Genomic DNA, 22,578 nt, shown 5'->3' on the forward strand with positions numbered 1-22,578 from the left:
ATCACGGCCACACCCGAGGATCTGGCCGAGACGGTGCGACTGGTCGAGGACACCGGCAAGCGAATCCTGGCCGCCACCACCGACACCCGCGATCTCGACGGCTTGCGCGCGGTGGTCGACAAGGGAGTGGCCGAGTTCGGCCGGCTCGACGTGATCGTCGCCAACGCGGGCATCACCGTGCCGGAGGCCTGGAACGAGACCACACCCGAATCGTTCCGCGACGTCATCGACATCAACCTGACCGGAACCTGGAACACCGTGATGGCCGGCGCCCAGCACATCATCGACGGCGGCCGCGGCGGGTCGATCATCCTGATCAGTTCGGCGGCCGGCATCAAGATGCAGCCGTTCATGGTGCACTACACGGCGAGCAAGCACGGTGTCACCGGGCTGGCCCGGGCGTTCGCGGCCGAACTCGGCAAGCACAAGATTCGGGTCAACAGCCTGCACCCCGGCGCGGTGAACACGCCGATGGGCACCGGGGACATGATGGCCGCGCTCAACCGGGCCAACGAGACAAATCCCGGCCTGATGAACATGGTCACGCCGTTCCTGCCGGATTGGATCGCCGAACCCGAGGACATCGCCGACGCCGCCTGCTGGCTGGCCAGCGACGAGTCCCGGTTCGTCACCGCGAGCCGCGTCGCGGTCGACCTCGGCATGTAGAACAGCGACAGCCCATTGAGGGACAAGCCGTTGACGCGCGCGTCGAACTCGGACGGCGCATCGACCAACCGGAGTCTGTGCTGGGAGAACAGCTTGGCCCCGCTGACTTCGGTATCGCGGACCGACCGCGATCGGAGCAACGCCCGTCGCGCCAGCGGCTCGTGCTCCAGTTGCGCGGTCGACATCGATATTCTTTCCGATCGGAGGCTGCGGATACCCAGGCCCACCCGGCAACGATACCGTCGCCGAAACGTCGGCAAGGCGAGGTTCACTCAACGGCGCAGCGATGGGCAAAGCCGAGTTGCCGGTGATGCAATGTAGCGCCGACACGGTGGTGGTCGATGCTGTGCCCTGCCCGGCGAATGAGCTCCGCTCTGATTGAGACTTCGGGACGAAACCGCGAGGTAAACGTCATCAGCGCATCCTCGGACACATCCCAGATGGAGTCGAACTCGCCGAGCGCGTGATGAACAGGAACGTTCACCGCATCGGCCACGTCGTCGAGACGTTCGAACGCCCACCTGGCGGCAGCCCTCAGTTCAACTATCGGAGCCGGCGCGTAGCACCTACCTGCCGCCTCCACGACGTCGGTCGAGATGGTGGCGTCAGGGCCGTAGAAGATCTGTTTCCGCAACTCTGCCGGCAGGTCGGCCAGACCCGACCCGGGAATGGCTCCCAATTGTCCGCCGAGTCCGCTGTCCGACAGCCGAGCGCCCATGCCACTGATCGCCAGGCCCACCAGCCGCCAGGCAAGTTGCCGTGCGGCCAATTCCAGAGCGATCATTCCTCCGATGGAATGACCGACGAGGACGACGGGCCGAACCTCACCGCCGACCGCTGATGCCACGGCGCTAGCCACGATCTCGGCCTGGCGTGCATAGGTGTTGACCTCGTCGGCCAACTGCGTGCTTCTGCCGTATCCGGGCCTCTCGATGCGAAGAACATCAAATCCGCTGCGGTTTGCTATGTCGACGAACGAACCAGCTTGGGTCCCGGCGACTTTGAAGTATTCGCTGGTGTACGCCCCGCCGTGCAGCACGACCAAGAGTGGGTACCCCCGCACCGGGAGTTCTGCGGGTTCGTAAGTCGATTCGACCGTAAGTCCGTCGACGTCGGCGGTGAGAGTGTGCATTCAGGGGTGTCCTTTCGTCGCTGAGCTGGACTCGATCGATCAGGAGTGATTAACTCCACCGACTCGATTATTGCCGTACAGTCGATCTTTAAGGATAGTATCGATTATTACGGGTCCGGAAGAACCGAACCCGGATATCCGAACACCGGCCCCGGCCGGGCATGAGGGGAGAACCGAAGTGCGCGTTGCTAACGTCGGCGGACGCTTGGCGATACTCGAACCACAGGGATTTGTCGATGTCGAAAAGTCCTCTGCCGGACGCTTTTCAGCGTCTCCACAGGCGGCCTATGAATCGTGGGCGGCGCTGCGGGAGTGGGCAGCAGATCGCGACATGAACGATGATGTCTTGTGTGACGGCGACGAGGAAACGGTCCTCGGGCCGCCGGTTCCTCGGCCCGGGCAAGTATTCGCCGTGGCGCTGAACTACCGCGCGCACGCGCTGGAGGCGAACCTCGAGCTACCCGATCGCCCACTGGTGTTCACCAAGTTCCCCTCCTGCATCGCCGACCCCGTAGCTCACGTGGCGCTGCCCGACGGCTCGGTGGATTGGGAAGCCGAGCTCGTCGTCGTCATCGGTCGAACTGCCCACCACGTGCCGGAATCGGACGCCTGGAAAGTGGTCGCCGGCTTGACGGTAGGCCAAGACATCTCTGAGCGGCAGAGCCAGATCGCCGGTGCCGCACCGCAGTTCTCGATGGGCAAATCGTTCCCCAACTTCGGTCCGATCGGTCCCTGGGTCGTCACACCCGACGAGTTCGACGATCCGAACGACATCAAGGTGTCCTGCTGGCTGGAGGGTGGCGAGATCCTCCAAGACGGCCGGACATCCGACCTGATCTTTCCCATTGCCAGGCTCATCGCAGATTTGTCGTCCGTCTGCACGCTGTGGCCAGGCGACCTTATCTTCACGGGCACGCCCGCGGGTGTGGGTGCCGCACGAAAGCCGCCGCAGTACCTCGCGCACGGCGACGTGCTCATCACCGAGATCGACAACATCGGCCGGCTCCGCACGACATTCCACTGACGAGCGCGCAACGAAAGGCAGAACCCCGATGTCTTTGCATCGTTTGACGTCGATCACCATGGGCGTTCCGGATGTTGCGGCCACGGCTGCTTACTACGCCGAGTTCGGGCTGATCCCTTCGACCGGCAGCGGTACCGCCGTCGCGCTCAGCACCAAAGACGGTGGTGAGCAGCTCCGTATCATCCCGTCGTCGCGACGGCGACTCGCCGAGCTATGCGTCGGAGCCGATGACCCCGACGATCTGGATCGAATCGCAAGTGCCCTGCAGGCGCTCGACGTGCGCGTCGAACGCGCCGAACGGTCCATCGCCGCAGTGGATCCCGGAACTCAGGTCACGGTGCGCGTACAGATTGCCCCGCGCCTGCACTCAACTCCACCACCGGCGCCCAGCTACAACCTTCCCGGCGCAATCAGCCGGGCCAATTCCCGATCGCCCGCCATCTCACGGGAGGCCCCGGTAACACCACGCAAGTTGGGTCACGTCGTTCTGGGCTCCACCAACCAGCCGGCATCCGAGAAGTTCTTCACCATCGGACTCGGCTTCAAGGTCAGCGATCGGGTACCAGACCTTGCCGCCTTTCTGCGGTGCTCGACCGACCATCACAACGTGCTGGTCCAGCAGGCGCCCGTATCCTTCCTTCACCACACATCCTGGCAAGTCGACGACGTGGACGAGGTCGGACGCGGCGCCACCGCGATGCTCGAAGCAGACCCGCGCAGGCACGTGTGGGGTCTCGGTCGCCACCACGTCGGATCCAACTTCTTCTGGTACCTCAAGGATCCTGCGGGCAATTTCTCCGAGTATTACTCCGACCTCGATTGCATCGTCGACGACGCGTTGTGGCGGCCGGGAGTGTGGACCGGCAAGCACTCCTTGTACGACTGGGGTCCACCCCCACCGCCGTCCTTTCTTGAGCCTGACGATCTGGCCGCACTGATGACCGGCGCTCACGCGCCGACCTCGACATGATCAACTATCTCCGTAAAATCGATAAACTCACCGAGTCCGCCCTGGGCGGCAGACGGGCAGTTGAATACGTTGGACCGGAGGACATCGCGTGGCGCGAACAGCGGTAGCCCATACCCGCGGCGGGCACGTTTACGAGGCAATCCGCTCGGCCATACTCGCCGGCGAGTTCATCCCCGGTCAGAAACTCAAGCCCAGTGAGCTGAAGGTGCAGTACGGCGTCAGCCTGAGCGTCGTTCGTGAGGCGCTGGCACGGTTGGCAGAGCAGCGCCTCGTGCTGAGTCAGCCGAACCAGGGATTCCAGGTGGTGTCCGTCGGAGAGAAAGAATTGCGCGATCTCACCGATCTCCGGGTGATGGTCGAGTCATTCGCCATGCGCCGGGCCATCGAGCGTGGAGACGTGGGCTGGGAGTCCGCCATCGTCGCCGCCCATCACACCTTGACGGCGACGCCGATCGCCTATCACGGGTCCAACGAATCATGGGAAGAGGCGCACCGTCGCTTTCACTTCGCGCTGATCAAGGGCTGCGATATGCCTATCGTCCTGGATCTGTGCTCATCACTGTTCGACGCCAGCCGGTTGTACCGGCGGCTGTCGGCACCTCTCGTCGAGGGGACCCGCGACGTCGCGGCCGAACATCTGCAGATCATGGAAGCCGCGCTGGCCCGCGACGCGGACGTCTGTCTTGCGCGATTGGAACTGCACTTCAGGACGACATCCAAGATGTTGCTCACCCAACTCCCGCATGTGCCGTCCGAGCAGTAGGCGCGGACGGATGCATCGCTAACCGCGTGGTGGGTTCGGGCTGAAGCGAGCGAACTGAAGTAAGGCGTTCGGATCGTCAACGGCCTCCAGGTTCGCCGCCCGTTCCGGCTCCAGGCCCTGCACAATCCGCTTGACCGGCACCTCCATGCGTTTGCCGGTACGAGTGTGGGGTAACGCACGGACCACCAGGATGTCGTCCGGCACGTGTCGCCGAGACGCCTCGACCCCGATACGTTCGCGAATGTGCGCACGCAGTCGATCGTCGAGTTCCCGACCGTCGGACATGACCACGAACAGCGGCATCCAATACGTCCCATCGCCACGCTCCACACCGATGACGAGCGAGTCTGCGATCTCGGGCAGCCGTTCGACCACGGCGTAGATGTCGGCGCTCCCCAACCGCACACCCTGACGGTTCAACGTGGCATCAGAGCGACCCGAGACGATGACGCTGCCGCGGTCGGTCAAGGTGACCCAGTCGCCGTGACGCCAGATGCCCGGATAGGCGGCGAAGTAGGCGTCGCGGTATTTGTCGTGGTCGGGATCGTTCCAGAAATAGAGCGGCATCGACGGCATCGGTTTGGTGATCACCATCTCCCCGACCTGATCTGTCAGGGGATTCCCGGCATCGTCATAAGCCTCGAGCGCGACTCCCAGGCACGGCGCGGAGATCTCGCCCGCCCACACCGCTGTAGTGGGAGCACTGCCGGCGAAGCCACTCACGACGTCGGTGCCACCGGTGGTCGAGGCGACCTGAACACGCGTTCCGACACGCTTGCGGATCCAGTTGTACGAAGCGGCAGGCAAGGGCGCACCCGTCGCGCCGATTCGAACCAGCGCGCCAAGGTCGAGATCGCGGCCGGGGTGAAGGTCGGCTTTGGCGCATAACGCGAGATAACCCGGGCTCACCCCCAAGGTATCGACATGATTTTCGGCGGCAATCTCGAACAGCCGCGCAGCGTTCGGGAATGCCGGACTGCCGTCGTAGGTCACGATGGACGCCCCGGTGAGCAGTCCGGACACCTGCAGATTCCACATCATCCAATTTGTGGACGTGTACCAGAAGAAGACACTCCCGACCCCGACGTCGTTATGCAGCGCCAGCAATTTGAGATGCTCCAGAAGCACTCCCCCATGGCCGTGCACGATGCCCTTCGGCTGCCCGGTCGTCCCCGACGAGAACAAGATCCACAGCGGGTGATCGAACGGCACACGCACGAACCGCAGATTCGCCGGGGTCATCGTGGCCTCATCCCAGCTGATCGAGCGGGGCCCGGCCGGCAGGTCCAGTCCAAGATGGGAGACCCATACGATGGCGCGAAGAGTGGTCAATGATTCGGCCAGCGCAGCCGCAGCGGCTCGCCGGTCGATTCTCCGGCCATTCCACTCATAACCGTCCGCAGCGATGAGCACGGTCGGCTCCAGCGCCGCGAATCGGGATGCAGCGCCGTCGGTTCCGTAGTCCTGTCCACACTGCGACCAGATCGCTCCGATGCTCGCCGCGGCCAGGAACCCCACGATTGCATGGATCGCGTTCGGAAGGTAGCCGACAACTCGGTCGCCTGATTGCACTCCGAGGCTGCGCAACCGCGCCGCGAATGCACCGACCTGCGACCGTAATTCGGTAACACTGACATCGTGGCGGTGGCCGCCTTCGGTGAGGGTGATGACCACCGCGTCGTGTCGTGCCGAAAGGGCGTGTTCGGCGTAGTTCAGCCGGGTGCCCGGAAACCACTGTGCTCCCGGCATCTCCGCCGAGCCGAGGACGGTCTGGAAATCACCGTCGGCTTCGATGCCGAAGAAATCCCACAGGCAGGCCCAGAATTGCTCCGGGCGAGTAGTGGACCATCGCCAGAGGTCGCGGTAGGCAGGCATGTCGACGCCATAGCGCGCGGTGGCTTCCGCGGAGAACCGGGCAAGCTGCGTGGATCCCGCCTGCGTCGAATCGGGCACCCAGATAGGTGCCGGGCCGGCGTCACCCGCCGGGGTGGGTGCCGCCGATGAGGTCGGAGCGACGCGGGCTCGGTATCGGTCGTCGAATCGATCAATCTTCACAAGTTTCGATCTTTTCACCACAAAATCGATTAAACAAGCAATACTCTGACTTCGTGGTTCGACGACGAAAGATCTCCGGCCTGATGGATGGCACTCGATGACGGCGGTCCCGGCGGTGGCGCTGAAACCGCTGCGGGGAGCCGGCGCGTTCTTTGCGATGGCACTCGACACCTTCGCTGCGATGTCCAAACCACCGTTCGCCGTCCGCGAGTTCCTGGAACAGACCTGGTTCGTGGCGCGGGTATCCCTGGTACCGGCCCTGATGCTGTGCGTGCCCTACGTCGCATTGGCGGTCTTCACCTTCAACATCCTGCTGATCGAATTCGGCGCCGCCGATTTCTCCGGCACCGGGGCGGCCCTGGCCGCGGTCAACCAGATCGGCCCCTTCGTCACAGTGCTCGTCGTCGCCGGCGCCGGCGCATCGGCGATGTGCGCCGACCTCGGCGCGCGGACCATCCGCGAGGAGCTTCAGGCGTTGCAGGTCATGGGAATCGACCCGATCGGCGCACTCGTCGCCCCCCGGGTGCTCGCGGCAACCGTAGTGGCCATGTTGATCTCGCCGGTGGTGACGGTCATCGGCCTCACCGGCGGATTCTTCTTCGCCGTGTACTTCCAACACGTCACGCCGGGTGCGTTCGTCTCCGGCCTGACGTTGATCACCGGGATCAGCGACGTCATCATCTCAACCATCAAGGCCACGCTGTTCGGCCTGACGGCGGGCCTGATCGCCTGCTACGAGGGCATCAACGTGCGAGGGGGGCCTGCAGCGGTGGGCAACGCGGTGAACGAAACCGTGGTGCTGTCCTTCGTCCTGCTCTTCGTCATCAACATCGTGGTGACCGCAATCGGATTCGAGGTAACGAAGTGACCACCCGCAGCGTTGCCGCACAACGGTTTCCGCGAGCCGCCGGCCGTCTCAATGCGGCGCGCAGCGGCTGGCGACAGCTCGGCGAGCAGACGCGTTTCTACCTGGAGACAGTGGCCGCCACCAGATACGCCCTCACCCGTTACCGCGTCGAGACGCTGCGTCAGGTGGCCGTCATGAGCCTGGGGACCGGCTCGTTGGCTGTCATCGGCGGCACCGTCGCCGTGGTCTCCTTCCTCACCATGTCGACCGGTGGCATCATCGCAGCGCAGGGGTTCAACCAGTTCTCCCAAATCGGCGTCGAAGCACTGACCGGCTTCGGTTCGGCCTTCCTCAATCCTCGGCTGATCACGCCGACGACCGCGGCCATCGCCATGTCAGCCACGGTGGGTGCCGGGGCGACCGCGCAGCTGGGTGCCATGCGCATCAACGAGGAAATCGACGCACTGGAAGTCATGGGGATCCGAGCGGTTGCCTACCTCGCCTCCACTCGAGTGGCCGCCGGCGTCATCGTCGTCGTGCCGCTCTACTGCGTGGCCGTCCTCCTGGCCTTCCTGGCCGCCCGCTTCGGTACGACGGCGTTCTACGGTCAATCGACCGGCGTATACGACCACTACTTCAATACGTTCCTCTTCCCCAGCGACGTGCAACGGTCCTTTCTGGTCACCATCGTGGTCGCCGTGGTGGTCATGCTGGTGCACACCTACTACGGTTTCACCGCCAAGGGAGGACCGGCCGGTGTCGGCGAAGCCGTCGGACGGGCCACTCGCAATGCGCTGGTCGTCTCGGCGTTCGTCATTCTGCTCGTGACGATCGCCGTCTACGGCCAGACCGGCAACTTCAACTTCGCGGGATGACGATGAGTCGAAATCGAGCCGGACAACCCCGCATCACCTCGGAGTGGCTGGCGGCTGCCCTGGTCGCAACGATCGCTGCGGCAACGTATCTCAGCTTCGGCGCCTTCAATCGCGACTTCACGCCGGTAGTCAGGGTGACGTTGACCGCGCCCCGGTCCGGCCTGGTCATGGAACCCAACGCCAAGGTCAAGATGCGTGGCGTGCAGATCGGGCGCGTCGCCACCATCGCCGGTGGCTCGCATCCCGTGAGCCTGACGCTGGAGATCGACCCCGAGCAGATCCAGTTCATTCCCGCAAACGTGCGTGCAGGCATCAGCGCCTCCACGCTCTTCGGCGGCAAGTTCGTCGAGTTCGAGTATCCGGACGATCCGAGCCCGCAACGACTCTCCGCCGGTTCGGTGCTCACCTCCGACAATGTCGCCGTGGAGGTCAATACGGTCTTTCAGAACTTGGTCGAGTTGCTCAAACAGGTGGACCCGGCCAAACTCAACGCGATTCTGGCAGCCCTCGCCGACGGACTCGGCGGCCGGGGCGACGCCATCGGAAAATCTATCGGCGACACCAACCAGATTCTGGCAGAGCTGAATTCGCGCACCGACATCCTGCGCGAGGACTGGCAGGCGCTGGCAGCCACCGCGGATACCTATAGCGCCGCGGCGCCACACCTCATCAACACGCTGGCAGCGGCTACCACCACCACCGCCACGATCACCGACCACAGCCGCCAGCTCGACGCGCTCCTGCTCAACGTCTCAGGGTTCGCACAGAGCGGCACCGCGCTGCTCGGACCGAACAAGAACAACCTCGAAAACGCAGTCAACACATTGCAGCCGACCACCGACCTGCTGCTGAAGTACAACCCCGAACTCACCTGCATGCTGGTCGGCGCCGAGAACGTGATACCCGACCTTGCCGCCGCGGGCGGTGGCGCCAACGGTAAGTCGGTGATCATGGACGCGGCCATCCTGCTCGGTGACGAGCCCTACAAATATCCCGACAACCTACCCATCGTGGGCGCCAAGGGTGGTCCCGGCGGTGAGCCCGGTTGCGGATCGCTACCGGACGTGGCGAAGAACTGGCCACAGCGGTACCTGGTCACCGACACCGGTTACGGCACCGGGCTGGACGTCCGGCCCAATCCCGGTATCGGGTTCCCCGGCTATGTGGACTACCTGCCGGTGACTCGCGCGGTGCCCGAACCGCCCAGCATCCGCCATGAGGGCCCTCCCGCCCCGGGACCGGCCGTGGCGCCCGACCAACCGCCGTACGGTGCTCCCTGGTACGGCGCCGACGGTATCCCGCTCTATCCGGGTGTTCCGCCGGCCCCCCCGCCCGCGGATCCGGGCCAGGAACCCGTTGCGCCCCCGTCACCTTGACCGCCGCGCCCGCGACTCATCCCTACGACGACGAAAGGCTATATACATGCAGCGACGCAGCCTGACAGCCACTCTGCGGCGACTTACGGTCTTCGCGCTGGTATGCGGAATCGGGATGTTCACCCTCTTCGCCGTTTTCGGTCAACTGCGATTCTCCAACCAAAAGACCTATGACGCCCTGTTCAGTTCCGTCAGTGGCCTCAAGGGCGGCAACTTCGTCCGCATCGCCGGAGTCGAAGTCGGCAAGGTGACCAAGATCGTCATCGACGACGACGCCAGCGCCCGGGTCACCTTCACCGCAGACGACACCGTGATGCTCACCGAAGGCAGCCGCGCCGTGATCCGCTACGACGACCTCATCGGCGGTCGCTACCTCGCGCTCGAAGAGGGTGCAGGCGGTACGAAACGACTGGCTTACGGAGCAACCATCCCACTGGACCACACCGCTCCCGCCCTTGACCTCGACGCGCTCCTTGGAGGCTTCCGCCCATTGTTTCGCGCGCTCGACCCTGAACAGGTCAACGCCCTGAGCGGTCAACTCATCGCCGCGTTCCAAGGCCAGGGCCCGACCGTGGGTTCGGTGCTCGATCAAACTGCCACGCTGACAAGCACACTGGCTGATCGCGACGAACTGATCGGACAGGTCATCGCAAATCTCAGCACGGTGCTCGGGTCATTCGGCGACCGCAGCGACAAGCTCGCATCCGCGGTGGATTCCCTATCCCAACTCATGCACGGACTTCAGCAGCGGCGCGACGACATCTCCAATGCTGTCGCATACGGCGACGCGGCGGCGAGTTCCATTGCCACGCTGTTGGCACAGGCTCGGCCGGCGCTACAAGAGACAGTTCACCAAACCGACCGCGCCGCAGGGGTTGTGTTATCCGACCACGATTACTTCGACAATCTGCTGGCGACCCTTCCCGATACCTACCGCACCCTCAACCGCCAGGCCCTCTACGGCGACTTCTTCAGCTTCTACATCTGCGATCTGGCGTTGAAGGTGAACGGCAAGGGCGGCCAACCGACCTACGTCAAGATCGCCGGCCAGGACACGGGCAGGTGCACGCCACGATGAGACCCTTCCGAGAACGAAATCTGGCACTCATCGGCGGGACCGGCCTCTCCGTCATCGGCGTGCTTGCCGTGGGAGCGCTGAACTACAACCAACTGCCGTTCGTATCCTCGGGCGATCGGTACACGGCCTACTTCGACGAAGCCGGCGGGCTGACCGTCGGTGCCCCGGTGGAGGTATCAGGCTTCGGCGCCGGGCAGGTCAGGGACATCGCTCTGGAGCCGGAGGGGGTACTGATCACTTTCACCGTCGACGACGAAATCAGGCTCGGAGCGCAAACCGAAGCCGAGATCAAGACGACCAGCTTGTTGGGCACCAAGGTGCTCTCCGTCAGCCCCCGCGGCGAAGGCCATCTATCCGATACGATTCCGCTCGTCCGTACCACTTCGCCCTACCAACTCCCCGACGCGCTCGGCGACCTGACGAAGACCATCAGCGGCCTGGACACCAATACGCTGTCCAGCGCATTGCAAACACTCTCCCAAACGTTGTCGGACACCCCTCCCCAACTGAAGAGCGCGGTCGACGGGATCGCGAGGTTCTCTGACACCATCGATCGCCGCGATGCACAACTGCGCGCGTTGCTGTCCAACGCGAACAAGGCAACAACCGTTCTCGCGCAACGCAGCGATCAGGTGGTGGCCCTGATCAGGGACACCAACGAGGTTCTCACGGCATTACGCTCGCAAAACACTGCGCTGGAAAGCATATCGGGACACATCTCCGATCTCGCCCATCAGATCCGCGGCTTCATCGGTGACAACCACGCCGCGCTCAAGCCCGCGCTCGAGAAGCTCAATGGAGTTCTGGCCACCCTGGACAACCGCAGGACCGAGATTCAGCAGTCGATCAAGGGAATCTCCACCTATGCGATGAGCCTCGGCGAAGCGCTTGCATCGGGCCCTTTCTTCAAGGCATACGTCGCCAATCTGCTTCCCGGGCAATTTATTCAACCATTCATCGATTCCGCATTCTCCGACCTGGGCCTCGACCCCAACGTGCTCCTACCATCCGACCGCACCGATCCACAGACCGGCCAGCCGGGGACGCCGGCTCTGCCGGTGCCCTTCCCCCGTACCGGACAGGGTGGCGAGCCACGCATGACACTGCCCGACGCGATCACCGGCAACCCGGCAGACCCGCGTTACCCCTACCGTGAGCCGCTGCCTGCCCCGCCGCCCGGCGGACCACCACCGGGCCCACCTTCACCCATCCCGGGAGCGCAACCATGAGGACACGTCACATCGGCATGCGCGCTACGTTGCTGATCGCGTTGGTGGGCATTGCCACCGTCGCCACCATCGTCGTGGTGCGCACGGGCGACTCGACCGACCGCGTTCGGGTAACCGCCTACTTCAGCAGCACCAACGGCGTCTTTGTCGGCGACGACGTGCGCATCCGCGGAGTCAACGTCGGCAAGATCGAATCGATCGAGCCCGAGCCCGCGCGGGCCAAGGTCACCTTCTGGTTCGACGAGCGGTATCGGGTGCCTGCCGACGCTGCCGCGGTGATCCTCTCGCCGACCCTGGTCACCGCGCGCGCGATTCAACTGACCCCGCCGTACCGCGGCGGAGCTGTCATGCAGGGCAACACCGTAATCCCCGAGCAGCGCACGGCCGTTCCGATGGAGTGGGATGACTTCCGCGACCAACTTCAAAAGCTCAGTCAGACTCTGCAACCGACCGAACCAGGTGGGGTCAGCACGCTCGGCGCCTTCGTCGACACCGTCGCTGACAACCTGCGGGGGCAAGGACCAGCGATTCACGACGCGATCGTCAAACTCTCTGCTGCGGTGTCGATCGTCAACGATCACAGCAAGGACAGCTTCGATTCCGTCAAGAATCTGGCAATCCTGGTCTCGGCGCTACGGGATGCCACCAGCTTGATCGAGCACCTCAACACCAACCTCGCCGCGGTCACCGGACTGCTCGCCGAGAACCCGGACGCCGTCGGACGTGCGGTCGGCGATCTCAACGATGTGGTCGGCCAGGTCACGTCGTTCGTCGAGGACAACCGGGAGACCGTTGGCGTCACCTCCGACAAGCTGGCCGCGGTCACGACGTCGCTGACAGACAGTCTCGACGACATCAAGCAGGCGCTGCACGTGCTGCCCAACACCGCCGCCAATGCTGTCAACCTCTACCAACCCGCACAGGGCACGCTCACCGGCGTGCCCACCATCAACAACTTCTCCGATCCCATCACCTTCTTGTGCGGAGCCATTCAGGCCGCCTCGCGAATGGGGGCCGAGCAGTCGGCGAAGTTGTGCGTGCAGTACCTCGCCCCCATCGTCAAGAATCGGCAATATAACTTTCCGCCATTGGGATTCAACCCGATCGTCGGCGCCGCCGCCCGTCCCAACGAGGTCACCTACAGCGAAGACCGGCTGCGGCCGGACTACGTCCCACCTCAACCTGCTGCCGCGCCAACGGAAATGCCGGTGCTCCCCGGCCCGGCCGCGCAGACCACCGATCCCGACGCGGGACTGGCCGGGTTGATGATCCCTCCGGGAGGGGGATCATGACCGCCTCCGGGTGGCGCCGGACCCTGACGGCCCTCGTCGTCGCCACGACCTTGAGCGCCGTGTCCGGCTGCAGCTGGCGGGGACCGAATTCCCTGCCCTTACCGGGGACCCAGGGGCGCGATTCGAACGCATTCACGATTCACGTTCAGATGCCCGACGTCAACAACATCCAACCGAACTCACGCGTGCGGGTCGGTGACGTCACTGTCGGAACGGTCGCCAAGATCGAACGCCAAGGCTGGCACGCCCTTATGACCCTGAGTCTCAATGCCGACGTGCAGCTGCCGGCCAACTCAATCGCCACTTTGGGGCAGACCAGCCTGCTCGGATCCCTGCATATCGAACTGGCGCCGCCGACAGACACGCCGCCAGAAGGCAAGCTGCACGCCGGGTCGCTGATCCCGCTGTCATCCGGCCGCGAGTACCCGTCGACCGAGCAGACCCTGGCGGCAACGTCGATGCTGCTCAACGGCGGCGGTCTGGCCAGGGCGCAGGACATCACCCGCACGTTGGCCACAGCGTACGGCGGCCGTGAGGACCAGGTGCGCCTGCTGCTGAGCCAACTCGACGTCTTCACCGCTCGCGTCAGCGACCAGACCCAGGACATCATCTCCGCGACCGACAGCCTCAACCGCATGGTCGGTCAGTTCGCCACGCAAAAACCCGTACTCGACCGCGCGCTGGAGACCATCCCCGATGCCCTCACCGTGCTCAACGAGAATCGTGACGACCTCGTCGAAGCCGTCGACCAGCTGGGCAGATTCAGTGCGCTTGCGGCCGATTCGGCGAACTCGACAAGGCAAGCGCTGACCAGTGAACTACAGAGCTTGGCAGCGGTGTTGCGGTCACTGGGCGATGCCGGACACGGGGTAACCCGCTCCTTGGGCTTGTTCACCACCTTTCCGTTCGCCAAGGACACTGTGCAGAACTGGTTCCGCGGCGACTACGGAAACGCGACGGTCATCGTTGACCTGACCTTGAGCCGACTCGACTCCTCGCTGTTCACCGGCACCCGTTTTGAAGGCAACCTGACCGAACTCGAGACGCAGTGGGGCCGCACGGTCGGCGTGCTGCCCAGCCCGTACACCGCAGGCAATCCGTTGCTGGCGCCTTACCGCACTGACCAAGGACGCTGACGTGCATCTGAACATACGCATCAAACTGCAGTTGGCGTTCTTCGCCATGGTGACCGTAATCGCCGGTGGCATAATGACCTTCGGTTACCTTGATGTCGACGGCCGATTATTCGGCATCGGCCACTACCAGGTAGCGGTCGATCTGCCTGCGGCCGGCGGACTGTATCCCAACGCCAACGTCACATATCGCGGCACGACGGTCGGGCGGGTGAGCACCATCGTCCTCACCGACCACGGTGCTCGAGCCGAATTGACAATGGACACCGGCCACACGATCCCGCAGGACTCCGACGCCCATGTGCACAGCCAGACCGCCATCGGCGAGGCGTACATCGAGTTCGTCCCGCGCAGCGGCCAGGGTGCGGCCATGAAAAATGGCGACGTCGTCGCCGCCGACCGCACCACACTGCCGCCCGATATCAATGCCCTGCTGAGTGCCACCAATAACGGACTGCAGGCCATTCCCCACGACAACCTCGACACCGCCATCAGCGAGGCGTACGCCGCAGTCGGTGGGCTCGGGCCAGAGCTGTCTCGAATCATCACGGGTTACAACACGATAACCTCTGACGCCCGCGCCAACCTCAACGCATTGACCACCATCGTCGACCAATCCAAACCGGTGCTCGACGCGCAGACCAACAGCGCCGACGCCATCCGGGCGTGGGCGGCGAACCTCGATGACATCACGCATCAGCTGCAATCCCGCGACGATGCCGTCGCCGGATTGCTCGACAACGGGCCGGCCGCCGCCGAACAAGCCAGACAACTCATCGACAGGCTGCAACCCACCCTGCCGGTCGTACTGGCCAACCTCGTCAGCCTGAATCAGGTCGCGATCACCTACCAGCCGAACCTCGAACAACTGCTCGTCCTACTTCCCATCGCCGTTGGTAACACACAGGGCGCGCTGCTGGCGAACCGCGACACCAAGCAGTCCTACAAAGGCCTTTACCTATCGTTCAATACCAACGTCAACGCCCCGCCGCCGTGCAACACCGGCTTTCTGCCGCCACAGCAGAAGCGGTCACCCAGCGACACCGATTACCCCGACCGAGTGGCCGGCGATCTGTATTGCCGGGTGCCTCAAGACTCGGCCATCGCCGTGCGCGGGGCACGCAATATCCCGTGCGAGACGCGGCCCGGCAAACGAGCACCGACGGTAAAGATGTGCGAAAGCGACGACGTCTATATCCCGTTGAACGACGGGTACAACTGGAAGGGCGACCCGAACGCGACCCTCTCCGGGCAACCTGTGCCCCAGCCCGCGACTCCAGACGGATCGCCCAGCGCGACACCACCCGCCGCCGCACCGCTGCCGCCCCTTGCCATGGCCTACTACGACCCGGCCACCGGCAGCTATGTCGGCCCGGACGGCCGCCAATACACCCAGGCCGACCTCGCTGGTGGCGGTACGCCCGCACGTTCGTGGCAAGACCTGTTGACCCCACCGAAAGGACCGTGACCCCATTGAATGCGCTTATCCCGGCAACTGACGCGCCATCGGAGTTGAACGGCGTGGAGACAGCTTCAGCCGACCTCGAACCGGGTTCCATCGCTTCGAGCGAAGAGGTTATCCCCGACCCGGACGACGGTGCCTGCGACGAAGACGACGCCGGGAACGAGCTTGACACGACACCGGGAGAACCCGACGAAACCCGTCGTTGGAAGCGGATACCGCTTCATCGCATCGCACTGCTCGCCGCGACCTCACTCGTCCTCGTCCTGGGCGCGTCGGCCGCCTGGATCGGCTTGAACGTCTACCAAGCCGATCAGGTCACGCGCCAGCAGGCACGGTTCGTGGGGGCGGCCCAGCGCGGCGCACTCAACCTCACCACCATTGACTACCAGCACGCCGACGCAGACGTGCAACGCATCCTCGATGGGTCTACCGGCACCTTTCATGACGAATTCGCAAGACAGTCAGCAGACTTCGTAAGCGCTGTCAAAAAGGCCAAGTCCCAATCTCGGGGATCGATAGCTGTGGCGGGACTGGAATCCGCATCAGGTGATCAGGCACAGGTCCTCGTCGCGGTGAACGTTGTGGTCTCCGACATCACCGCCGCCGAGCAGCAGCCTCGATCCTGGCGCATGCGGGTCACCGTCAACGAGATCGGAAATGACATCAAGGTATCCAACGTGGAGTTTGTACCATGAGCAACGAGTCGACCACCCTCGACGCCGCACACACCCCTGAATCGGAGCCAACAGAACCTTCCGGACAGGACGTCGACTCGAAGTCAGCCGAGCAACCCGGGCGCCAACGATGGCGACTTCGACTACGGCGCCGTCTGATTCGCGCCTCGAGGGGAGCGCACTCAAACAACGAGTCAAGATCGCCTGATCCCAAACCGGCTCGGCAGCAAAGGCGCCAAACCGCGGTCATCACCATCGTCTCGATCGCGGCGATGATCGCAGCCTTGGTTTCGGGATATCTGAAGTACGAGCAGACCATAAATGCTGACACCGCTCGCGCACGCTCCGATTCCTTGCGGGCAGCAGAAGAGGCCACCGTGGCCTTGCTTTCCTACACCCCGCAAAACGCGCAAGCCCAGCTCACCGCCGCCGCGGACTTGCTGACCGGGACATTTCACGACTCCTATACCTCGCTGACCCGCGATGTCGTGATCCCCGGCGCACAACAGAAGCAGATCTCCGCTACGGCCTCGGTCGCAGCCGCCGCATCAGTCACCGCAACCCCCGAGGACGCACGCGTGGTGGTATTCATCAATCAATCCACCGTCATGGCCGCCGGCGCTCCCACTCAGACGGCGTCAGTCGTCGAGATCTCGTTGACGAAGTACGCAGATCGTTGGCTGGTATCGGGATTCGAACCAAAATGACGACACTCCGCGCTGTCATTTTGACGGCATCGGTCTGCGTGTGCCCAATGTTCACCGCCACACCCCACGCAGGAGCCGACGCCACCGCCTACCTGATCAACGTCGCGGTACGCCCCGGCTACCACTTCGCCGATACCAACGCCGCCATCGATTACGGGAACGGTATCTGTGCCAAGGTCCGCACCGGGCGCCCATACAGTGAACTGCTCGACGACATCAAGGGCGATCTCGTGACCGACGATGGCTATCAAGCCTCCTACCTGATTGCGCAGGCGGCTAATGAGCTGTGCCCGCAGCTGATCTGGACTCTGCGCAATTCGGCGGCGGGGTACCGTTCGGCGCACTGGAGCGGTTCGGCCAAGGCGGCGACGCACGATCGGAAAGAACCACAACGCCCATGAACGCCCTCTCCAGGACACTCGCTGCAACTGCGCCGTGTCTCATGGCGCTGCTGACCGCACCCACGGCGACTGCGGACAACAGCCGACTCAACAGCACTGTCATTTCCAACGTTTACACGGTGCAACGCCAGGCGGGCTGCACAGGACAGTTGACTCCGCAGCCACAACTTCGCCTCGCCGCCCAACGACACGTGGCGGACGTCCTCGCCAATCCCGATCTCAATGGCGACATTGGATCAGACGGCACCGACCCTCAGCGCCGTGCAGCGGCGTTCGGCTACCAGGGGGAGGTCTCCGAAACCGTTGCCATCAACCCGGGGTTGGCGATCAGCGGTATCGAGCTGATCAACCAGTGGTTTGCCAACGCCGCATACCTTGCGACGATGCGGGACTGCCGGTTCACCCAAATAGGGGTCTGGTCGGAAAACAGCATCAACCGCAGTGTCGTTGTAGCTACGTACGGCAACCCGTCTGTTGGGTCGGGCGAGAAGGGATAACTTGTGACAACCATCGATGACACACCTACCGGGTTGGTCGATGTGCATGCCCACTTCACCACCCCCGGCTACATAGCCGCCGCCAAGGCTGCGAGCCATCGCGAACCAGACGGAATGCCCGAGGGTTTCTGGCCACAGTGGAGTGCGGCACGTCATCTCGAATTCATGCAGGAAGCCGGAATTTCACGAACACTGCTCTCGATGTCATCCCCCGGGGTGCACTTCGGTCACGACGCGGCCGCGCGAACGTTGGCCCGCGAGATCAACGTCTACGCTGCCGACATTGCTCGAGACCATCCGGATGCCTTCGGCTTCTTCGCCACGTTGCCGTTGCCCGCGGTCGATGCCGCTCTCGCCGAGACTGCATTCGCGATCGACGAACTCGGGGCGAACGGAGTGATACTGCTGAGCAACAGCGGCGGTCACTATCTCGGTAGTGACCGCATCGATCCGATCCTGGCCGAACTGAGCATGCGTAAGAGCGTCGTCTTTCTGCACCCCACCTCGTGCGTGGGGCACCAAGCGGTGGCATGCGGACGCCCACGTCCGATGATCGAGTTCCTGTTTGACACGGCGCGCACCGTTGTCGACCTCATTTTGAGTGGAGCCGCCGAACGCTATCCGAACATCCGCTTCATCATTCCGCATGGTGCCGGGGTGCTGCCATTGCTGGCTGATCGCGTGGAGCTGTTTCGAATGCTGGAAGCTGGAGCGATCGTCGGACCGACGGTCTCGGAACTGTTGGCACAGTTCTGGTATGACCTGGCGGGTACGACATCTCCGGCCCAACTGCAGGCACTGCACAGCATTGCCAGTGAAGACCGGCTGTTGTACGGCAGCGATTATCCGTGGACCCCGTCCCGGCTGGCAATCGCGGCCCTCCCGGCTCTCGACCGCGCCTTCGACGCACCCGAACCCGCATGGCGCAACCACACGATCACCAACGCACGCACACTCGGGTTGATTTGACCCCGGGTGGAAGTCCTGTTGATCGGAAGTGTGTCGCGCACCCGGCCATGGGGACGAAGTCGGTTTCGGTGGTGTGCCTCACCCGAGCAGTTCGCGGATGTCGGCGGCGGTGATCCCGGCACCGAACAGGTCGCCGTCGTCGACCACCGCCGCGAACAGCGCCCGCTTACGCTCCTGCAGCGCAACCACTTTCTCTTCGATGGTGTCCTGTGAGACCAGCCGGTACACGCTGACCGGCCGGGTCTGGCCGAGGCGGTGGGCCCGGTCCACGGCCTGCGCCTCGGCCGCCGGGCTCCACCACGGGTCGCACAGGAAGCAGTAGTCGGCGGCGGTCAGATTGAGCCCGAATCCGCCCGCCTTGAGGCTGATCAGGAACACCCGATTGGTGCCGGCACCGAAGTCCGCGATGGCCTTGGACCGGCCGCCGGCCTCGACCGAACCGTCGAGGTAGCTGTAGCCGATCCCGGCGGCGTCCAGGTGCGATCTCACGATGGCCAGGAACCCGGTGAACTGACTGAACACGAGCGCGCTGTGTCCCTCGGCGACGAGCTGGCCCAGCTGCTCGACCAGGAAGTCCACCTTGGCCGACCCGGCGCCCATCGCCGTCTCGTCGACCAGCCCGGGATGCAGGCTGAGCCGGCGCAGCAGGGTCAGGGAACGAAACACCTGAAACCGGTTCTTCTCCCAGTCGCCGAGCAGGCCGAGCACCTTCTGCCGCTCCCTGGCCAGCCTGGCGTCATAGGCCCGGCGGTGCTTGACGCCCAGTTCGATCGTCAACACCTGCTCAGTCTTGGGCGGCAACTCCTTGGCCACCTGGTCTTTCGTCCGGCGCAGCAGCACCGGTTTGATCCGCCGCCGCAGGACCGCCAATCTGTCCGCGGCGCCACCGGATTCGATCGGCTTGCGGAAATAGGTCTCGAACACCTTCGGCGACGGGAACAGGCCGGGCACCGTGATCGACAGCAGCGACCACAGCTCCATCAGATTGTTCTCCATCGGCGTCCCGGTGATGGCCAGCTTGACCGGGGCCTGCAGCCGGCGGACACTCTGATGGGTTTTGCTGTGGTGATTCTTCACGAACTGGGCCTCGTCGAGAATCATTCCGGCCCATTGGATCTGGGAATAGGCGTCCAGGTCCAGCCGCAGCAGCGTGTAGGACGTGACGACGATGTCGGCGTCGGCCACCTGCCGCGCCAGCGGCTGCGCGGCGCGCGCCTCGGTGTTGGTCACGGCCACCACCCGCAGATCCGGGGTGAACTTGCGGCACTCGGCAATCCAGTTCGTCGCCACGCTGGTCGGCGCCACCACCAGGAACTTCCCCGCCCCGGCCGCGGTGGCCCCGGCGATCAGCGCGAGCGTCTGCACGGTCTTGCCCAGGCCCATATCGTCGGCGAGGATGCCGCCGATGCCGTTGTCCCACAGAAACGACAGCCAATCCAGACCCTCGCGCTGATAGTCGCGCAGCTCGGCGTCGAGCCCGGCGGGCACCGGCACCGGGTGCGGCGGGCGCGCGGCCGCGAGCCGCGCCAGATTGGCCCGCCACCGCGCCAGCTGCTCGTCGACCACGCCAAGGCCGAGCAGTTCATCCCACAGCGTGGTGTTCATCGACGCCGCGTTCGCCCGGTCGCCGTCGATCTCGCCGAGCGCCCGCGCCTCGTCGAGCAGCACCCGCAGGCGGCTCAGCTCGGGGGTGTCCAGCCGGAAGTACACCCCGCCCGCAAGCAGCATATGTGTTGCACCGGACGCCAGTTCGGTGATGACATCGGCCAGCGCCACGGTATGGCCGTCGACGCTGACGGTGATGTCCAGGTTGAACCAGTCGCGCGGCAGGGACGAACCGCTGCCGAACGACACCTGCGGGTCGGTGCCTGCGGCGCGGGCGCCGGCCGCCCAGTCGTCGGCATCGAGCACCAGATCGGTGTAACAGTCCAGCTGCGGCAGGGTCTCGCCGCACAGCACCGCGGCTTCGACCAGGGTCAGGTCCACCCGCCCGAGCAGGGTGGGCAGCGAGGCCGTGCCGACCGCCTCGGCGGTGTCGGCGGCATCGAGGACCGCGCGCAGTTCCTTGACCGCGGCGGCATCCAGTGACGTCGAGATGCGGGCGTTGACATGTTGTGCCGCTTGGCGTTTCCAGTCCGATGCGGCCCCGGCCACGGCCCGCAGCGCCGGGACGACGCGCCGCCAGAGGTCGTGTTCGGCTTCGGCGTCCCGGTAGCCGCGCGCACCCGCCGACGATCCGGGGTCGAAATCGTGGCGCTGATCGTTGACGTGGTAGCGGGTGCTCCAGTACGCCCGGGCCCCGCCCTCGGCGGCCGTCACGGTCAGCACGGCGAGCGGTCCCACCACGGTCGGCGGGGTGAACAGCCCGTCGGCGACCTCGAGTTCGACGCCGGTGGCCAGCCGCGGCAGGACGTCGACCGCCAGGTCGCGGGCCATCTCGGCGGGGATGTGCACCCACTCGTCGTGGCCGAGCAGTTCGGCCATGGTGCGCCCCGGCACCGGATCGAAGGCGCCCAGCCGCAGCACCCCGTCGGTGACCTGGAACATCCCGTGCGGCGCGGGCATCCCGATGAGTGAGACGCCGTGCGCGTCGCACCGCTCACCGTCCACCATGAGCGCCACCGACATCACGGCGCCGCCGGAGTGGCCGGCGGCGAAGTCCAGCCGCAGGTGGACATTCTTGGTCAGCTCGACCGCGCGGATACCGCTGGCCGGGTCGGCGAGCACCGTGACGCCGGCGTCGAGCGCCTCCGCCAGCCGCGCCCACAGCGACGGCGGCATCCCGTTGAGCGACGCCGTCTCGCCGCCGTAGCCGGGGCCGTAGCGATCGAAGTCGGTCACCAGTGCCCGCACCGCCCGGTACTGGTTGCGGTCGAACTCGCCGGACTCGGGGTGGTCAGCGAGCCGCCGCCAGGTCAGCGCCCGCCGGATCCAGGTTCCGCGCCTGCCGACGGTGAGCGGACGCAGCGTCACCAGCGTGGTCGGCCGGTAGCGGGTCGGCTGCGACAACGCGAATTCGAGCGCGATCGCTTTGCCGCCGCCGTCGGGCACGGCGACCTCCTCGAGCACCCGGTCGAGGACGAACCGCCAACGGTCCGGGACAGTGTGCCCGCCGCCGTGCGGTGCCGCGACCACCACCAGGGCGGCCCCGTGCTTGCAGAACGAGCCGACCGGGCACGAGCACAACGCCCATTCGACCGACACCCCACCGGCGTGGGAGAAGCCGACCTCGAGTTCGTAGACCCGGCCGCCCGACCCCACGCAATGCCCGGCCAATATCCGCGTGTCCTCGTCGAATGTCACATCCCGCACCCGGCCCTCGGCCGCATAGCGTTCACCGCGCACGGTCGACTGGGCACCGAAGTCCCTGATCAACTCCTCACGAGGTACGACGAGGCCGTATCCGCCCACCATGGGGGGAGGAT

Annotated in this window: 20 protein-coding genes; 17 read left to right on the plus strand and 3 right to left on the minus strand. The window is 64.8% G+C overall.

Annotated features, from left to right (window positions below):
• Positions 1-666, plus strand: a 666-nt coding sequence (locus ACWDTP_RS15185) for an SDR family oxidoreductase (protein ID WP_450021037.1), incomplete at its 5' end; no start/stop codon positions are given.
• A 268-nt stretch (positions 667-934) separates the two neighbouring features.
• On the opposite strand, the gene ACWDTP_RS15190 is transcribed toward ACWDTP_RS15185, so the two are convergent.
• Positions 935-1,798, minus strand: coding sequence for an alpha/beta hydrolase (locus ACWDTP_RS15190; RefSeq protein ID WP_450021039.1), 864 nt, complete (start codon positions 1,796-1,798; stop codon positions 935-937).
• Between the two features lie 205 nt (positions 1,799-2,003).
• On the opposite strand from ACWDTP_RS15190, the gene ACWDTP_RS15195 reads away from it, so the two are divergent.
• From ACWDTP_RS15195 to ACWDTP_RS15205, 3 genes are all read left to right on the plus strand, one after another.
• Complete coding sequence (locus tag ACWDTP_RS15195) at positions 2,004-2,822, plus strand: fumarylacetoacetate hydrolase family protein (protein ID WP_450021041.1); 819 nt, start codon at positions 2,004-2,006, stop codon at positions 2,820-2,822.
• Positions 2,823-2,850: 28 nt separating this feature from the next.
• Positions 2,851-3,792, plus strand: a complete 942-nt coding sequence (locus ACWDTP_RS15200) for a VOC family protein (RefSeq protein ID WP_450021043.1) — start codon at positions 2,851-2,853, stop codon at positions 3,790-3,792.
• An 88-nt stretch (positions 3,793-3,880) separates the two neighbouring features.
• Entirely contained in the window at positions 3,881-4,555 is a 675-nt protein-coding gene (locus ACWDTP_RS15205) for a GntR family transcriptional regulator (RefSeq protein WP_450021045.1), read from the plus strand.
• A gap of 18 nt (positions 4,556-4,573) precedes the next feature.
• On the opposite strand, the gene ACWDTP_RS15210 is transcribed toward ACWDTP_RS15205, so the two are convergent.
• Entirely contained in the window at positions 4,574-6,799 is a 2,226-nt protein-coding gene (locus ACWDTP_RS15210; protein ID WP_450021046.1) for an acetoacetate--CoA ligase, read from the minus strand.
• Between ACWDTP_RS15210 and ACWDTP_RS15215 the strand changes: the two genes are divergently transcribed.
• Genes ACWDTP_RS15215 through ACWDTP_RS15275 form a run of 13 tightly spaced genes read left to right on the plus strand, consistent with a single transcriptional unit; the run spans position 6,708 to position 19,153 of the window.
• The gene (locus ACWDTP_RS15215; RefSeq protein ID WP_450021048.1) at positions 6,708-7,478 is read left to right on the plus strand and encodes an MlaE family ABC transporter permease; all 771 of its coding nucleotides are present in this window, start codon (positions 6,708-6,710) and stop codon (positions 7,476-7,478) included. The genes ACWDTP_RS15210 and ACWDTP_RS15215 overlap by 92 nt on opposite strands.
• Complete coding sequence (locus tag ACWDTP_RS15220) at positions 7,475-8,332, plus strand: ABC transporter permease (protein WP_450021050.1); 858 nt, start codon at positions 7,475-7,477, stop codon at positions 8,330-8,332. Before ACWDTP_RS15215 ends, ACWDTP_RS15220 begins: the two co-directional genes overlap by 4 nt.
• Positions 8,329-9,708, plus strand: coding sequence for an MCE family protein (locus ACWDTP_RS15225; protein WP_450021052.1), 1,380 nt, complete (start codon positions 8,329-8,331; stop codon positions 9,706-9,708). Before ACWDTP_RS15220 ends, ACWDTP_RS15225 begins: the two co-directional genes overlap by 4 nt.
• Before the next feature lie 46 nt (positions 9,709-9,754).
• The gene (locus ACWDTP_RS15230) at positions 9,755-10,786 is read left to right on the plus strand and encodes an MCE family protein (RefSeq protein WP_450021053.1); all 1,032 of its coding nucleotides are present in this window, start codon (positions 9,755-9,757) and stop codon (positions 10,784-10,786) included.
• A complete protein-coding gene (locus tag ACWDTP_RS15235; RefSeq protein ID WP_450021096.1) occupies positions 10,783-12,015 on the plus strand; it encodes an MCE family protein in 1,233 nt (410 codons plus the stop codon). The genes ACWDTP_RS15230 and ACWDTP_RS15235 overlap by 4 nt, the downstream gene beginning before the upstream one ends.
• Positions 12,012-13,307, plus strand: coding sequence for an MCE family protein (locus ACWDTP_RS15240; RefSeq protein ID WP_450021055.1), 1,296 nt, complete (start codon positions 12,012-12,014; stop codon positions 13,305-13,307). The genes ACWDTP_RS15235 and ACWDTP_RS15240 overlap by 4 nt, the downstream gene beginning before the upstream one ends.
• Positions 13,304-14,443 (plus strand): MCE family protein, encoded by a 1,140-nt coding sequence (locus ACWDTP_RS15245; RefSeq protein WP_450021057.1) that lies wholly within the window; start codon positions 13,304-13,306, stop codon positions 14,441-14,443. The genes ACWDTP_RS15240 and ACWDTP_RS15245 overlap by 4 nt, the downstream gene beginning before the upstream one ends.
• 1 nt (position 14,444) lies before the next feature.
• Entirely contained in the window at positions 14,445-15,908 is a 1,464-nt protein-coding gene (locus ACWDTP_RS15250) for an MCE family protein (protein ID WP_450021059.1), read from the plus strand.
• Entirely contained in the window at positions 15,905-16,600 is a 696-nt protein-coding gene (locus tag ACWDTP_RS15255) for a mammalian cell entry protein (RefSeq protein ID WP_450021061.1), read from the plus strand. Before ACWDTP_RS15250 ends, ACWDTP_RS15255 begins: the two co-directional genes overlap by 4 nt.
• A complete protein-coding gene (locus ACWDTP_RS15260) occupies positions 16,597-17,286 on the plus strand; it encodes a hypothetical protein (protein ID WP_450021063.1) in 690 nt (229 codons plus the stop codon). Before ACWDTP_RS15255 ends, ACWDTP_RS15260 begins: the two co-directional genes overlap by 4 nt.
• A 47-nt stretch (positions 17,287-17,333) precedes the next feature.
• Complete coding sequence (locus ACWDTP_RS15265) at positions 17,334-17,687, plus strand: DUF732 domain-containing protein (protein ID WP_450021064.1); 354 nt, start codon at positions 17,334-17,336, stop codon at positions 17,685-17,687.
• A gap of 41 nt (positions 17,688-17,728) precedes the next feature.
• On the plus strand, positions 17,729-18,184 hold the full coding sequence (locus ACWDTP_RS15270; RefSeq protein ID WP_450021066.1) for a CAP domain-containing protein: 456 nt from the start codon (positions 17,729-17,731) through the stop codon (positions 18,182-18,184).
• A 3-nt stretch (positions 18,185-18,187) separates the two neighbouring features.
• Entirely contained in the window at positions 18,188-19,153 is a 966-nt protein-coding gene (locus tag ACWDTP_RS15275) for an amidohydrolase family protein (RefSeq protein WP_450021068.1), read from the plus strand.
• Between the two features lie 78 nt (positions 19,154-19,231).
• Here ACWDTP_RS15275 and ACWDTP_RS15280 read toward each other — a convergent pair whose 3' ends face one another.
• Positions 19,232-22,567, minus strand: coding sequence for a DEAD/DEAH box helicase (locus ACWDTP_RS15280; RefSeq protein WP_450021070.1), 3,336 nt, complete (start codon positions 22,565-22,567; stop codon positions 19,232-19,234).
• Between the last annotated feature and the right edge of the window lie 11 nt (positions 22,568-22,578).

The sequence above is a fragment of the Mycobacterium sp. NPDC003449 genome (assembly GCF_053588415.1).

Coding starts and splice junctions, on each gene's coding strand:
- ACWDTP_RS15260 (WP_450021063.1), top strand. CDS start 16,597: ATGAGCAACGAGTCGACCACCCTCGACGCCGCACACACCCCTGAATCG.
- ACWDTP_RS15245 (WP_450021057.1), top strand. CDS start 13,304: ATGACCGCCTCCGGGTGGCGCCGGACCCTGACGGCCCTCGTCGTCGCC.
- ACWDTP_RS15200 (WP_450021043.1), top strand. CDS start 2,851: ATGTCTTTGCATCGTTTGACGTCGATCACCATGGGCGTTCCGGATGTT.
- ACWDTP_RS15270 (WP_450021066.1), top strand. CDS start 17,729: ATGGCGCTGCTGACCGCACCCACGGCGACTGCGGACAACAGCCGACTC.
- ACWDTP_RS15240 (WP_450021055.1), top strand. CDS start 12,012: ATGAGGACACGTCACATCGGCATGCGCGCTACGTTGCTGATCGCGTTG.
- ACWDTP_RS15280 (WP_450021070.1), bottom strand. CDS start 22,567: ATGGTGGGCGGATACGGCCTCGTCGTACCTCGTGAGGAGTTGATCAGG.
- ACWDTP_RS15225 (WP_450021052.1), top strand. CDS start 8,329: ATGACGATGAGTCGAAATCGAGCCGGACAACCCCGCATCACCTCGGAG.
- ACWDTP_RS15230 (WP_450021053.1), top strand. CDS start 9,755: ATGCAGCGACGCAGCCTGACAGCCACTCTGCGGCGACTTACGGTCTTC.
- ACWDTP_RS15265 (WP_450021064.1), top strand. CDS start 17,334: ATGTTCACCGCCACACCCCACGCAGGAGCCGACGCCACCGCCTACCTG.
- ACWDTP_RS15190 (WP_450021039.1), bottom strand. CDS start 1,798: ATGCACACTCTCACCGCCGACGTCGACGGACTTACGGTCGAATCGACT.
- ACWDTP_RS15235 (WP_450021096.1), top strand. CDS start 10,783: ATGAGACCCTTCCGAGAACGAAATCTGGCACTCATCGGCGGGACCGGC.
- ACWDTP_RS15215 (WP_450021048.1), top strand. CDS start 6,708: ATGACGGCGGTCCCGGCGGTGGCGCTGAAACCGCTGCGGGGAGCCGGC.